This is a genomic window from Pseudopedobacter beijingensis (assembly GCF_042678145.1).
GTDB lineage: Bacteria > Bacteroidota > Bacteroidia > Sphingobacteriales > Sphingobacteriaceae > Pseudopedobacter > Pseudopedobacter beijingensis.
The window spans coordinates 145,473-159,088 of sequence record NZ_JBHUDG010000005.1 but is presented as its reverse complement, the minus strand read 5'-3'; the positions used below and the strand labels follow the sequence as shown (position 1 = coordinate 159,088).

General features: G+C 34.7%; 14 protein-coding genes. 13 read left to right on the top strand and 1 reads right to left on the bottom strand.

What is annotated here, in order from left to right:
* The first annotated feature begins 11 nt into the window (after positions 1 to 11).
* From ACFSAH_RS06965 to ACFSAH_RS06905, 13 genes are all read left to right on the top strand, one after another.
* Positions 12 to 638: a response regulator gene (locus tag ACFSAH_RS06965; RefSeq protein ID WP_379661986.1), complete on the top strand. Its 627-nt coding sequence runs from the start codon at positions 12 to 14 to the stop codon at positions 636 to 638.
* An 86-nt stretch (positions 639 to 724) separates the two neighbouring features.
* Positions 725 to 1,609, top strand: coding sequence for a hypothetical protein (locus ACFSAH_RS06960; RefSeq protein WP_379661985.1), 885 nt, complete (start codon positions 725 to 727; stop codon positions 1,607 to 1,609).
* 1 nt (position 1,610) lies between these two features.
* A complete protein-coding gene (locus ACFSAH_RS06955; protein ID WP_379661984.1) occupies positions 1,611 to 2,936 on the top strand; it encodes a sensor histidine kinase in 1,326 nt (441 codons plus the stop codon).
* A 35-nt stretch (positions 2,937 to 2,971) separates the two neighbouring features.
* A complete protein-coding gene (locus ACFSAH_RS06950) occupies positions 2,972 to 3,268 on the top strand; it encodes a hypothetical protein (RefSeq protein WP_379661983.1) in 297 nt (98 codons plus the stop codon).
* A gap of 50 nt (positions 3,269 to 3,318) precedes the next feature.
* On the top strand, positions 3,319 to 3,843 hold the full coding sequence (locus ACFSAH_RS06945) for a hypothetical protein (protein WP_379661982.1): 525 nt from the start codon (positions 3,319 to 3,321) through the stop codon (positions 3,841 to 3,843).
* A 241-nt stretch (positions 3,844 to 4,084) separates the two neighbouring features.
* Positions 4,085 to 4,627, top strand: a complete 543-nt coding sequence (locus ACFSAH_RS06940; protein WP_379661981.1) for a hypothetical protein — start codon at positions 4,085 to 4,087, stop codon at positions 4,625 to 4,627.
* Between the two features lie 31 nt (positions 4,628 to 4,658).
* Positions 4,659 to 5,102, top strand: a complete 444-nt coding sequence (locus tag ACFSAH_RS06935) for a lipocalin-like domain-containing protein (protein WP_379661980.1) — start codon at positions 4,659 to 4,661, stop codon at positions 5,100 to 5,102.
* Positions 5,103 to 5,180: 78 nt separating this feature from the next.
* Complete coding sequence (locus ACFSAH_RS06930) at positions 5,181 to 5,906, top strand: WG repeat-containing protein (RefSeq protein ID WP_379661979.1); 726 nt, start codon at positions 5,181 to 5,183, stop codon at positions 5,904 to 5,906.
* Between the two features lie 34 nt (positions 5,907 to 5,940).
* Positions 5,941 to 6,768 (top strand): WG repeat-containing protein, encoded by an 828-nt coding sequence (locus ACFSAH_RS06925; RefSeq protein ID WP_379661978.1) that lies wholly within the window; start codon positions 5,941 to 5,943, stop codon positions 6,766 to 6,768.
* 95 nt (positions 6,769 to 6,863) lie between these two features.
* The gene (locus tag ACFSAH_RS06920; RefSeq protein ID WP_379661977.1) at positions 6,864 to 7,421 is read left to right on the top strand and encodes a DNA-3-methyladenine glycosylase I; all 558 of its coding nucleotides are present in this window, start codon (positions 6,864 to 6,866) and stop codon (positions 7,419 to 7,421) included.
* A 79-nt stretch (positions 7,422 to 7,500) separates the two neighbouring features.
* Positions 7,501 to 8,286: a TerC family protein gene (locus ACFSAH_RS06915; protein WP_379661976.1), complete on the top strand. Its 786-nt coding sequence runs from the start codon at positions 7,501 to 7,503 to the stop codon at positions 8,284 to 8,286.
* Between the two features lie 54 nt (positions 8,287 to 8,340).
* Positions 8,341 to 10,044: a S41 family peptidase gene (locus ACFSAH_RS06910; RefSeq protein WP_379661975.1), complete on the top strand. Its 1,704-nt coding sequence runs from the start codon at positions 8,341 to 8,343 to the stop codon at positions 10,042 to 10,044.
* A gap of 117 nt (positions 10,045 to 10,161) precedes the next feature.
* Positions 10,162 to 11,148, top strand: coding sequence for a pyruvate dehydrogenase complex E1 component subunit beta (locus ACFSAH_RS06905; RefSeq protein WP_379661974.1), 987 nt, complete (start codon positions 10,162 to 10,164; stop codon positions 11,146 to 11,148).
* Between the two features lie 751 nt (positions 11,149 to 11,899).
* On the opposite strand, the gene ACFSAH_RS06900 is transcribed toward ACFSAH_RS06905, so the two are convergent.
* Positions 11,900 to 13,438, bottom strand: coding sequence for a Do family serine endopeptidase (locus ACFSAH_RS06900; RefSeq protein WP_379661973.1), 1,539 nt, complete (start codon positions 13,436 to 13,438; stop codon positions 11,900 to 11,902).
* Positions 13,439 to 13,616 lie beyond the last annotated feature (178 nt).

Below are 13,616 nucleotides of genomic sequence, written 5' to 3'. Positions count from 1 at the left end.
TAATTGTGCTAATGAATATCAGGATTGCTATTGTTGAAGATGAGACCGATACGCGTGAGTTGTTGGTAAACCTTATAAGTGGTTATGAGGGGTATTCGTGTGTAAGTGCCTATAGAAATGCTGAAGAAGCTTTAAAGAATTTACCTTTGATAGAAGTGGATGTTGTGCTTGTCGACATCCACTTACCCGGAAGATCTGGTATTAGCCTGATTGAACAACTTAAAGCTTCTATGCCTCGTACACAATTTATGGTATGCTCGTCATTAGAAGATTCGAACCATATTTTTTCGGCGTTGAAGGCAGGCGCCGCAGGATATATCAGCAAAACTACTACATCCGAAAAGATTATCCAGGCTATATATGAGCTTTACCACGGCGGATCGCCTATGAGTAGTCAGATTGCCCGGAAAGTAGTTGCATCTTTTCAAGAACAAAAAAGTGTAAAGTATGAATCTTGCAAAGACCTTACTAAAAGGGAGCTTGAAGTATTGGATTTTCTTTCTAAAGGTTATCGCTATAAAGAAATAGGAGATAAGCTTTGTATAAGTGTAGAAACTGTTAGAAAACACATTAATAATATTTATAAGAAGCTGCAGGTTAACTCTGCAATAGAAGCTATTAATTTAATGAAAGGTTGAATTGGTTTGTTAATAAAAAGTCGGTTTGAATTAAAAAATATACTATATTTATATTTCAATTCAAACCGTGTTAAGCCAAAACCAAAATGTCTTTATATCAGGCAATCTCTTGGGTGTCTTTTGTGCATCTGTTTATTTTAGGATTTTTGGTGCTTTTTAAAGCAAGAAAGCATCAGGCATTTAAATTTTTTGCTGTTTTCCTGTTCTCTTTTTCCTATGTCCATTTAAATCATCTTTTTATTCTTTACCATAAGGCAGCAGATTTATGGATGATCAACGAAATTGTATTCTTGGCAATATTCATATTAGGACCTTCGTATTTACAGTTTGTGGCCCAAATGGTTGGAATAAAGATTCTCTGGAGAAAATATTTCTGGATACATCTTGTGCCTGTTTTCTGTTTTTTAATCTACTATTTTTCTTTTTTACTGACCAGTAAGCAGGATTTGCAAAGTTTTTATGAGCAATCAATATATCGGCAGCCACTGTCCAATACCCTATTAACGTCTTTTGCTGCATTGCAAAAAGGTATGTATGTTTTGTGGAGTCTTTATATTTTACATCAACATTTTAAAAAGACAGGAGATTATACCCTTAAATGGTTAATGTATGCAACTAAAGGATTGCTTGCTTTATGTTTTGTGATAGCGCCAATAATGATTTTTATTGCCGATAAAGAAGCGGATATTATCTATGTGGCTATGCCTATAACAACAGGGGTTTTGTATTTGTATTTTTCATTTAAGATACTAACGCATGGTGTGTACAATGAGGAGAAAATATTGGCGGTTATAGAACAAAAGTATGTTGCTAATAATTTATCGGGTAGTTTTAAAGAAGAGCTGGATAAACTACTGTACTTTTTTGATAACCCTAATAAGAAAACATTGCCAGGTACGGAACTGAAGCAAAAGGTTTATGATATCAATAATTCATTCAAAAAATTTCTAAGATTACTTAACGAAGACTGATATGGATACACAGGTAACTGCATATTATCTGGCGTGGATTTGTATTATACATCTCAGCGTTTTTTCGTTTATTCTATTTTTTAAGAAAGATAATAAAAAAGCAAATGTAACCCTTGCCATATTCATGCTTATGCTGGTAGCAATACATGCATCGCATCTTTTGTTGCTAACAGATATGGTATATAAGTATTACTGGTTAAATAACCTGTGTTTTTTGTTGTTATTTTTAGAAGGACCGGTTTATTTTAGATATACCACTTTAATGGCCGGTGCTGTTATAGATTGGAAAAAATATTTATGGTTACATATTTTACCATTTTTATTTCCCGTTTGGTATATTCTTAGTTTTTTGTTTAAAGATGCATTAGAGATAAAAACTTATTATCAGTATGCAAAACATGTACAACCTTTAGATGCAACTATTGTCCTTGCCGTTGTTACTATACAAGCTGCGGTTTATTGGTTATGGAGTGTTAAAATATTAAATCAGTATAATAAACGGCTTAAATCTAAGCTGTATAAATCTCAGTTGAGTCTGCAATGGCTTACGGTACTTACCATTATATTGCTGATATCTGCACTGTTGGTTGTTCCGATGTTGTTGTTTGTCATCCAGTCAGACATCTCTGTGCTGTATATCTATATGCCTGTAATAACCATGACAATTTACCTGACCTTATTTTATAAGTCTATCAACTTTCCGGGAACAGAATATGAAAAAAGATTGATAAGAGAACAGGTTAGACAAAGGATTAGCAGAGATATGCATGATGAACTTGGAGCTGGAATAACTAAAATAGCTTTATTGTCTGAGCTGGCTAGAAAAAATAATGAGGAAGATGATCTTAAACTGAGTGAGATATCGGGAAATGCCAAGCGGCTTTCAGAAAATCTTAAAGAAATTATTTGGGATCTAAATCCCGAAAGTAGTCTGTTTTCCAATATGCTAAGTTGTATAAGAGAATATGCATCAGATTTTCTATACGATTCGGGAATAAATTACTTTATAGAACTTCCCAATCAGGAACCTGATTTTATAGTCTCTTACGAAGCCAAGCGTAATCTGATAATGATTATTAAAGAATCATTGAATAATATTTTGAAACATTCAGGAGCTAATCAGGTAAATCTTAGGTTAGAAGCGGTAGACGGACTATTTTTATTAACAATTGAAGATAATGGGAAAGGAATAGGACATTCTAAGGGATCTCAGGGAAATGGGTTGAAGAACATGGCTATAAGAGCCTCACAGATAGGGGCAGATTTTACTTATCAGTCAAATAATGGAGGTCTTTCTGTTCGTGTTAAAAATATCAATCTGAGCTAATGGAAATAATGGTCTTTTTAGGTGTTTTAAGCACAATGAATCTACTTATTTTTGCATTTGTTCTGCTTTTTAAGAAACGTAGTAGCCAAGCGCATAAATTATTGAGTGCTATCCTGGTTGTTTTTTCGGGAGTACATATAGATGATGTACTTATTTTTACAGGGATAGCATGGAAATATCATTTCGTAAATGAAATTGTGCATGTGCTGTTTTTCCTGTTGGGGCCATTGTATTGGATGTATACACTATGTATGGTAGGTAAGCAAATTGTTGTTACCAAAAAAATATATTTATACACGCTTTGCCGCTTTTGTTTGGGTTTCTGTATGTAGCTCTTATTAATGGAAAATCGCCCGAAGAGATCAAGCACATATATGATACCATGAAAACCGAACCGATTGAGTTATTGTTAATAGTGAATTTTATAACAGGACTGCAGATGGGTGTATATCTATTACTTTCTTTAAGATTACTTAATAGATATAATAAATCTCTACATCCCAATTTTAGAAATATTTTAGGTTTGTATTGGTTACGTGATCTTACACTTTATTTGATTTTATTGTGTTATATTATAGCTCCGTTATTGCTTTTATTCGCCCAAACAGATTCCTGGCCGCTGTATGCCTTTCAGCCAATTATGACCACCATTATTTACTTTATACTTTATTATAAGTCGGTGACGTTTATGAATCTGGATGAATTAAACGCTCTGAAACTGCAACAGCAAGAAGTGGTTAAAGAAAGTTCTTATACAGAATTAGAACAGCAAATAACAAATATTATAGAGCTTAGTAGTTATGAGTCTGGTAAAGAGAAATCAGAAAATACGGACCTGATTAGCTATCATGCAAGAAAATTCAAAAGAGCTTTATACGAATTGATTTATGCGGATAAGTATCCATAACTGTATCATCTGGTAGAAGGACACTTCCCTTAAAATATTTAGAACCTTTTAAATAGATCCAAATTAATAGGTTTTTAAATATTACAATAAATACCACTAAAGTGTAATTGAGAAAAATGTAATATATCTTTTCATTTGCTATGAGAACAATGAAAAAGATATTAATCATAAATACATTAATTAGATTAAGTTCTTTTTCAATAAAAAACAACCGAATTAAATGTTTAAAAATTTATTGAAGATGAAAAAATGTCAATTACTATTATCAATTGTTTCATTATTTATATTAAGTAGTTGTGGTAGTATATCCACTCTTTTTATGAAAGAGCGTCCGGTCCACTTAATGGGGGCCCCTTCAGATTTACAGGTTAAAGTCAATGGAGAATCTAAAAATATAAGTAGTGAATATTTTGGACAATCTTTAGATGGTTATTCTACACGTTTTGATGGTTCATCGGTAAGGCATACAACAGATTATTATACAGCAGCTGTTAAATTACCTTTTAAAAATGGTCCCGTAACAATGGAATTATATTCGCCATCTAAAAAACAAAGCGCAACAGTAGAATTAACGCCTAAAAGATGGTCGATTATTTTTTGGGGCAATATGTTCTCATTTCCGCTTAGCGGTCATATCCTTGATGGGATTACGGATAATAACAAAATACTTAAACCAAACTACATTGATGTAGAATATGCTTTGCAGGGAAAGCCTGTTTCTGAATGGAGAGGTAAAGCAAAGCTTAAAAGCAAAGAAAAGAAAGCTATCAGAAAAGGAAAATAAACCAAATAAGTTCATCTAAAAACAAAATGAGATGAAAAACGCAGATAAATACTTTAAAATTGGAACACTGGCACTATTGATTATTGCATCTGTATCATGTAAAAAGGATAAAGGAACCGATTTAAGCAATGACTTGTTAGTTGGAACCTGGAAAATGACCGAAAGAATAGAAGATGAGGCAAGTACAATGGATAATTGTGCCAAATCAAATATTTTTAAGTTTAATGCAGACGGTACAGTGCAGTCGCAAGATTGGATAGACGATGGAACAGGTGGCTGTAAAGACGCTACCCCATCTTCCATAAATATTAAATGGGCAAAAACAGGAGAAAATAAATATAAGTACATTATGAGTTTCGGAGGACAGTCTGAAGAACTTGCATTTACTACTCAATTTTCGGAAAGCAACAATAAAGTGATTATTACAGAGAGTGACGAGGATGGAGTCGCCCATATTACTTTTATAAGGCAATAATAGCGTTTCTTCTATTCTAAGAAAAGTCTTAGAATAGAAGAAACTATTCAACACATCCGCCACTAAAAAGCTAAGGATATGAAAAAAACACTACTTATTATTCTATCCCTGATATACTTTGGGATAACTACACAAGCTCAGGAGTTGATACGTTTTGAAAAAACCGGGAAGTATGGATATACAAACCAAAATGGAAAAACAGTAATATCGGCTAAATATAGTCAGGCATACGATTTTTCGGAAGGTTTGGCTTTAGTGAGAGATAACAGTAAATGTGGCTTTATAGATGAAAAAGGCAAAATTATTATTCCCTTGCAATACTATGCAGGTACTCCTTTTCAGGCAGGAGTTGCTGGAGTTATGGCAATGGTTGGTTCGAAGTTTAAATGGGGGCTTATAGATAAGTCGGGAAAAGAAGTCGCCCCTTTTACCTACGATGGAGCAAAAACTTTCTCTGAAGAAATGTTAGCAGTAAACACCGGTGGAGAAGGACTTTTACTGAAAGGTGTTCCTTTTACCAAAGGGGGGAAATGGGGATTTATAGACAAAACCGGGAAAGAAATTGTAGTTCCTGCGTACGATGCGGTATATAACTTTTCAGAAGGATTGGCCGCAGTTAGTATGGGAGGAAAAGGACTTTTAGGGATAGGCGGAAAATGGGGTTTTGTAGATAACGCTGGCGTAGAAATTATTCCTTTGAAATATGATGCCCTTTTGGAATCTTTTAAGAATGAAAAGGCAAAAGTGAAATTAAATGGGAAAGAACTTTATATTGATAAAGCTGGAAAAGAGCTAAAAGAATAAAGGATTGGAATTAAGAAATAAAGTACCGTTCAGCATGAAAATTAGAAATATATTGATCCTTATTATGGTGATTTTATTGTTCGTTCCGATTCTATCGCATAGTCAGGAATTAAAAGGATTTGTAGATTTACAAACCTCCAGATATGGATTTAAAAACGCTTCGGGTAAAATTATTGTTCCTGCAAAATACAACTATATATCGGACTTCCATAATGGATTAGCTATAGTTTCGCTAGATAAAAAAACAGGGTGTATTGATAAAACCGGAAAAGAAGTTATTCCATTGGAATACAATTCTTTGCTTGGAGATTTTTTTGATGACGTGGTTATTTATTTGTTGGATAATAAGTATGGTATATTACACAAAAGTGGAAAAAGAATAACATCTCCTGTTTACGAATATGCCACCCATTTTGCAGAAGGCTTAGCAGTAGTGAAGAAAAGTAAAGATGGCAATGTGCTTTTTATCGATAAAAAAGGAGATGTTGTATTGGAGACCTCATATACACAGGCAAAATCTTTTTCAGAAGGGATGGTAGCGGTTAGTGCCACAACAAATAGTCTGGGCATCGGAAAATGGGGTTTTATAGATAAACAGGGAAAAGAGATTATTCCACCCAAATACGAGCGTGTGGAAAGCTTTTCAGATGGTTTGGCAGCAGTGTCGGTTTCTGATTACTTTACAGATGATTGGTCGGGAAGTCGAAAATGGGGTTTTATAGATAAAGAAGGGAAAGTTGTAATTCCTTTGCAATTTGAGAATGGAATGTTTGGTCCGGAGTTTCGAAAAGGAAAAGCAAAAGTAAAATTGAAAAACAGAGAGTTTTATATAGATAAAACCGGAAAAGAAGTAAAAGAATAAAATCAGTTATTACTATGTAATAAATTGGACAAGCTCTAGCTGTGCGAAATAGTCTCAATTTCTCTATTTTTGGAGAGAAAATATCAATCCAAAAAATGAATATTAACAGATGTTCCTGGTGTGGTACCGATCCGCTTTATGTAGATTATCATGATAATGAATGGGGAAAACAAGTAACAGATGATAAAATCTTGTTTGAATATTTAGTGCTGGAATCGGCACAAGCAGGGTTAAGCTGGATTACCATTCTTAGAAAAAGAGAAGGCTATAGAAGAGTGTTTTCTGATTTTGATGCCCAAAAGGTTGCCGGTTTTACCCAGAAGGATATTGATAAAGCTCTGAAAGACGAAGGAATAGTAAGAAACAAATTGAAGGTAGTTTCCACTGTTTCCAATGCCCGGCTATTTCTGGAAATACAGCAAGAGTACGGTAGCTTTTATGAGTATCTGTATTCATTTATGCCCTCAAAAGAACCAATCAATAACTTCCCCAGAAGTATGAAAGAAGTACCGGTAAGTACTCCCATATCAGACGCAATAGCTAAAGATATGAAAAAAAGAGGGTTTAAGTTTTTTGGTACAACAATATGCTATGCTTTTATGCAGGCAGTAGGTATGGTAAATGACCATTTTAGGGAGTGCAAATTCAAATAATATTTTACAAGAAAATGTTTAAACAAATTAAAAACCATAATAACATTTTAATATTTTTAGGATGTAAAAAAAATGAATTATGGAATGGCTAAGTAGCCCGGAAATTTGGATATCGTTATTCACATTAACAGTCCTTGAAATAGTATTAGGTATAGATAATATTGTTTTTATATCTATTTTAGCAGGTAAGCTTCCTGTAGATCAACAGAAGAAAGCCCGAACTTTAGGCCTGGCTTTAGCATTAATAACCAGAGTGCTTCTTTTATTCTCCTTAAAATGGGTGATGTCACTTACCGAACCGTTGTTTAATCTGGCAAGTATTGTAGGAATAGAGAATGCTACATTGCTGGGCAAGTTTGAAATTTCAGGACGAGATTTGATACTGATTATTGGAGGACTTTTTCTGATTTATAAGAGTACTTCAGAGATACACGAAAAACTGGAAGGAGCAGAACATGAACAACAGTTAAAAAAGAATTATTCTTTTTCACAGGTAATTATTCAAATTTTAATTCTGGATATTGTTTTCTCGTTAGATTCAGTTATTACCGCAGTAGGTATGGCTAATCAGTTGGGTGTAATGGTTGCTGCTGTTATTATAGCTGTTATTGTGATGATGTTCTCTGCAGCATCTATCTCTGACTTTGTGAATAGACACCCAACAGTAAAAATGCTTGCGTTGTCATTTCTTTTGCTTATAGGGGTATCTTTGCTGGCAGAAGGATTCGATCAGCATATACCTAAGGGTTATATTTATTTTGCAATGGCATTTTCCGTTCTGGTGGAGGTATTAAACCTGAGATCTAAAAAAGGAAAAGATAGTACACCCGTAGAACTGAGAAATCCCAAAGAAAAAGAATTCTAATTAGAGTGGTAACGCTCAAAAAATCATATATTGGCTAAAAAGACGTATAAAGAGATGAAGTCGAGATCAACTATAAGGAAAGTACTTTTTGCGGGTATAATTGTTTTAGGAGCAGGACTGGTCTTTTCATTTAAGACAGATCTTTTTCAGGTATCAAAAAACTTAGAGATTTTCGCCTCGGTATACAAAGAACTTAATCTGCATTATGTAGATGAGGTAGAGCCATCCAAGTTAATGAAAACGGCAATAGGTTCTATGTTGAATGATTTAGACCCTTACACAGAATTTGTAGCAGAGTCCGAGATTGAGGATTATAAAATGAGGTATGTAAGTACACAGTACGGAGGTATAGGTGCAGGTATTTTACATAGAGATGGGAAAGTGTTTATTGCCGAAACTTTTGAAGGTTATCCTGCTCAAATGAACGATTTAAGAGCCGGAGACCAGATTGTGTCCATTAATAATCAATCCTTGAAAGGAAAAAATAACGATGAGGTAAGCCTTTTGCTAAAAGGGCCAAAAGAAACTCCGGTTAATATAAAGTTGTTGCGGGGCGATAAATCTATTGAGAAACAAATAAAAAGGGCCGAAATAAAACAACCCAATGTAAGTTATTACGGGATGCTGGATAATGGTATTGGGTATATTAAACTGGATAAGTTTCTCGAAAACTCAGCTCAGGAAGTTAAAGACGCATTTTTGGCATTAAAGAAAAATAATCCTTCAGGTATGGTTCTTGACCTGAGGTTCAATGGCGGTGGTATATTACAGGAAGCTGTTAAAATAGTGAATTTATTTGTAGGTAAAGATGTAGAGGTGGTGTCGCAAATAGGCAGAGATGCAGAAAAAAAAGTAACTTATAGAACGCCTTCATCAGCGTTAGATGCCGAGATTCCGTTAGTGGTGTTAATTAATGGCAGGTCAGCCTCGGCCTCAGAAATAGTTTCGGGATCGTTGCAAGATTTAGACAGAGCCGTTGTTATTGGACAAAGAAGCTTTGGCAAAGGGTTGGTGCAACAAACCTTTAATTTACCCTATAATACTTTAGTGAAGGTGACGGTAGCCAAATATTATACTCCTTCGGGCAGATGTATTCAGGCGTTGGATTACACCCATCGTTTAGAAGATGGTTCCGTAGAAAAAGTAGCCGATTCGTTAATAACAGAATATAAAACCAAAGGAGGAAGATCTGTTTATGATGGAAGCGGAATCTATCCGGATGTTTTTGTAGAACCCTATAAATACCATCAGATTACACAAACCCTTTCCGGTAAATACCTGATATTTGATTATGCTACAAATTACCGGATAGCTAATAACTCTATTAGTGCTCCAAAAACATTTAAACTTTCTGATGCCGACTATGTGAATTTTACCAATTTTTTGAAAGGAAAAGATTATAGTTATAAAACCTCTTCGGAAGTTATATTGGAATCTTTTGTAAAGGAGGCTTCAGAAGATAAGAGATTGAATGATGTAAAGGCAGAAGTAAATGTGTTGGAAGATAAACTTAAGAAAATTAAAAGTAACGATCTGACAACTTATAAGCCGGAAATAAAACGTATTCTGGAATCGGAAATTGTTCAGCGGTATTACTTTGAAAAGGGGCGCATTCTTCAGGCGTTTCAATATGATGCCGAATTACAGAAAGCCTACGAAGTGTTTAAAGACAAAAGCTTGTATGCATCTGTAATAGAAGGTAAGGGAGTCTACAAAACAATTGGCAAACCCAAACAGGTTACCGCTAAATTAGATTAATGGTAAAGACCTCATGTTTTTATATCCTTTGTTAAATGATGATTATCTGATTGTATTTGAATGAACAATCTCCTATATTTGCGGACGTTCCCTTAAAAATAATTTTAAGATATAGAAATGAGAGTAATACAATATAGAGAGGCGCTTCGTGAAGCAATGAACGAAGAAATGCGCAGAGATGATAAAATCTTCTTAATGGGAGAAGAAGTCGCAGAGTATAACGGAGCTTACAAAGTAAGTCAGGGAATGCTTGATGAATTCGGACCAGAAAGAGTGATTGATACGCCAATCTCTGAGCTGGGTTTCGCAGGTATCGCTGTGGGAGCTGCAATGAGAGGTTTGCGCCCAATTGTAGAGTTCATGACATTCAATTTTTCATTAGTAGCTATAGACCAGATTATTAATGGTGCGGCTAAAATGTTGTCTATGTCAGGAGGTCAGTTTTCAGTGCCAATTGTATTCCGCGGTCCAACAGGAAATGCAGGACAATTAGGAGCACAGCACTCTCAAAATTTTGAAAATTGGTATGCTAACTGTCCGGGACTTAAAGTTGTTGTACCTTCAAACCCTTATGATGCAAAAGGTTTGTTAAAATCATCTATACTAGATCCAGATCCGGTTATATATATGGAATCTGAATTGATGTATGGCGATAAAGGAGAAGTTCCTGAAGAAGAGTATTATATAGAAATAGGTAAAGCTAAAGTAGTTCAGGAAGGTTCAGATGTTACTATTGTTTCTTTTGGTAAAATGATGTCCAGAGCTGTACAGCCGGCAGTAGAAGAACTTACAAAAGAAGGAATCAGTGTAGAGGTAATTGATTTAAGAACTGTAAGGCCAATTGATTTTAAAACTGTTGTAGAATCTGTTAAGAAAACTAATAGATTAGTTGTGGTAGAAGAAGCATGGCCTTTGGCATCTATCTCTTCAGAGATTGCATTCCATGTGCAAAAAAATGCTTTCGATTACTTAGATGCACCAGTGTTAAGAATCACTTGTGCAGATGTGCCGCTTCCGTATGCGCCAACTTTAATTGCTGCTAGTTTGCCTAATGCAGAACGTATTGTTAAAGCAGTAAAAGAAGTAATGTACGTTAAGAAATAAATTTCTTATTTGATATAGAGGATATTTGAAATCCCAACGATGTCAATCGTTGGGATTTTTTTATGGATATATTTAATAATATATCGGTAAGAATGAATGCTAACATAAGTTGCTGTATAAGGGGGTAAACATTGTGTTTGAGCGATGTTTGGTAAAAGCGCTTGGATGAATAAGGGATGTGTTGTGCTGACCTTATATCGAATGTATGGGGTGATGATGTATGTCTGTAGCAGTATGCTCCTTAGAGAATTTAAAAATTTAAGCTTTCCAATACCTGAAAAAGGGATATGGAAGATTTTATTATCGCCTATTTAAAAGGAAGATGTTGTGAATAATCAATTGTAACCAGATGTGATTTTTGAATATTTTGTGATTGTTTTGAACCCTTAGGTCTAAAAATGTTTAAGCTCCAAACGGGGAGAATGGAGCCTAAACTAACCAATTATAAACCAAGTACAAATATAAGGTTTTTTGGATAATCTAGGAGGTAATATGTTTGTTACATTAATGCTACAATAATATAAATGTTGAATGAGAAACAAAAAAGCCTCTATTTGGTGAATAGAGGCTTATTAGATTTATATTTGGATAGTAACAATAACTAAAGTTATGTTTATTTTATAAATAATACAATTTATTTTAAAAAATAATTAACAATAAAAAAGGGACAAAGTAACTTGTTATTCCGATCGAAGTCGAAAAAGACAAGTTACTTTGTCCCTCTATAATAAATTAGAGCTTTTGTTAATCCTTATTGCTTAATGGGGAACGTAAATCTAAACTGTCCTCCATCCGGGCTAATACCTTGAATAGAAATCATGTTTCCTTTGCTGGCAGAGAGGGCTGCATTTACCTGATCCACGTTGTTTACACCTCTTCCATTTATGCTGGTAATGATGGTGCCTTTAGGAACCTCATATATATCAAATAATTTACCAGCGGCAACAGATGTAACCTCAACTCCAGAGCTGATGCCATATTTCTTTTTCTGAGCATCTTTTAATGGAGCAAATGTTGCACCCAGATTGTTTAATACTTCTGCAGCAGCAACAGAGTTTTCTGAACTACCTTTGCTTGCCTCGGCCCCTTTTAATGTTAGTTCAAAAGTTTTTAAACTACCATCTCTCAACACGGTCAGAGATACCTTGTCACCAGGCCTCATTCTACCAATTCTCTCTTGTAGTTCGGCAGAAGTTAGCGCATTTTCGCCATTTAGCTTCTTAATAATATCGCCTTTTTTGATTCCGGCTGTAGCTGCAGCACCGCCCTCAACGGTCGAACTTACATATAAGCCGGTAATTTCTTTAACGTTTAATTGTTTTGCCAGGTCAGAATTTAATTCCTGGAAAGTAACGCCTATAAATCCTCTTTTAACCTCGCCAAATTTGATGAAATCATCCATTACCTTTTTGGCCAGATTTACTGGGATAGCAAAACCGTATCCTTCATAAACTCCGGATTGAGAAGCAATGGCAGAGTTTATACCTATTAACTCACCATTGGTATTTACTAAAGCCCCTCCGCTATTTCCTCTGTTAATTACAGCATCTGTCTGAATAAAAGATTCTATAGAAGAATTTACAGGAGGGTTTTGTGGATCATAATTATTAGGGTCAACATTATCCTGAGCTAATATTCCAATTTGACGAGCTTTTGCGCTAACAATACCAGCTGTAACAGTTGACTCTAGTGTTAGAGGGTATCCAACGGCTAAGACCCATTCTCCAACTTTAACATCGTCTGAGTTGCCCAATTTTACCACAGGAAGATTAGAGGCTTCAACCTTAATCAAGGCTAAATCGGTGTTCTTGTCTTTTCCGATAACTTTAGCTTGTAAAACACGTTTATCAGTTAAGATTACCTCAATTTTGTCCGCATTGTCTACTACGTGATTATTGGTCATGATATAACCATCATCCGTAACAATAACTCCCGAACCTTTACCCATGGAAGGAGTGTTTGATTGAGGTCGCATTCTTCTTCCGAAGAAATCTTCAAACATATCTCCAAATGGATCTCCTCCTCCTTGTCTAGAACTTGCTGAACGATTATAAGTCGTTCTTACGTGTACTACACCCGGAGAAACTGCTGCTGCGGCAGCTGTAAAATCTAAAGATCCTGTTGATGAAACTAACTTAGATGGGTTGTTTGCAAAATAAACTTTTTGCCTTTCATCTAAACTTAAATTACCAATTGATTTGTCTTCAAATAACTTGTAAGCGCCTATTGCTACTGCCCCACCAACAAAGGCAGTAAGTAATGTCAGGCCAATCGACTTCATGTTCTTCATCTATTATTGAATTTTTTAATAAACAAGTGAATACTAATACCTTGAAAACTCCTATTCCCAAAAATAATACCATTAAGACGTCATTAGCAAGTTTATGTTGTTAATTGCATAGTTAAAAAATGTTAATTAATGTATTTAAAGTTAAAAGGCCTCAGAATGTCATAAATATGTTTCCTAT

What these genes read in the sequence shown, in the direction of transcription:
- ACFSAH_RS06960 (WP_379661985.1), top strand. Translation starts at nt 725, where the DNA reads ATGTCTTTATATCAGGCAATCTCTTGGGTGTCTTTTGTGCATCTGTTT.
- ACFSAH_RS06965 (WP_379661986.1), top strand. Translation starts at nt 12, where the DNA reads ATGAATATCAGGATTGCTATTGTTGAAGATGAGACCGATACGCGTGAG.
- ACFSAH_RS06925 (WP_379661978.1), top strand. Translation starts at nt 5,941, where the DNA reads ATGAAAATTAGAAATATATTGATCCTTATTATGGTGATTTTATTGTTC.
- ACFSAH_RS06930 (WP_379661979.1), top strand. Translation starts at nt 5,181, where the DNA reads ATGAAAAAAACACTACTTATTATTCTATCCCTGATATACTTTGGGATA.
- ACFSAH_RS06910 (WP_379661975.1), top strand. Translation starts at nt 8,341, where the DNA reads ATGAAGTCGAGATCAACTATAAGGAAAGTACTTTTTGCGGGTATAATT.
- ACFSAH_RS06905 (WP_379661974.1), top strand. Translation starts at nt 10,162, where the DNA reads ATGAGAGTAATACAATATAGAGAGGCGCTTCGTGAAGCAATGAACGAA.
- ACFSAH_RS06955 (WP_379661984.1), top strand. Translation starts at nt 1,611, where the DNA reads ATGGATACACAGGTAACTGCATATTATCTGGCGTGGATTTGTATTATA.
- ACFSAH_RS06915 (WP_379661976.1), top strand. Translation starts at nt 7,501, where the DNA reads ATGGAATGGCTAAGTAGCCCGGAAATTTGGATATCGTTATTCACATTA.
- ACFSAH_RS06940 (WP_379661981.1), top strand. Translation starts at nt 4,085, where the DNA reads ATGAAAAAATGTCAATTACTATTATCAATTGTTTCATTATTTATATTA.
- ACFSAH_RS06920 (WP_379661977.1), top strand. Translation starts at nt 6,864, where the DNA reads ATGAATATTAACAGATGTTCCTGGTGTGGTACCGATCCGCTTTATGTA.
- ACFSAH_RS06945 (WP_379661982.1), top strand. Translation starts at nt 3,319, where the DNA reads ATGAAAACCGAACCGATTGAGTTATTGTTAATAGTGAATTTTATAACA.
- ACFSAH_RS06935 (WP_379661980.1), top strand. Translation starts at nt 4,659, where the DNA reads ATGAAAAACGCAGATAAATACTTTAAAATTGGAACACTGGCACTATTG.
- ACFSAH_RS06900 (WP_379661973.1), bottom strand. Translation starts at nt 13,438, where the DNA reads ATGAAGAACATGAAGTCGATTGGCCTGACATTACTTACTGCCTTTGTT.
- ACFSAH_RS06950 (WP_379661983.1), top strand. Translation starts at nt 2,972, where the DNA reads ATGAATCTACTTATTTTTGCATTTGTTCTGCTTTTTAAGAAACGTAGT.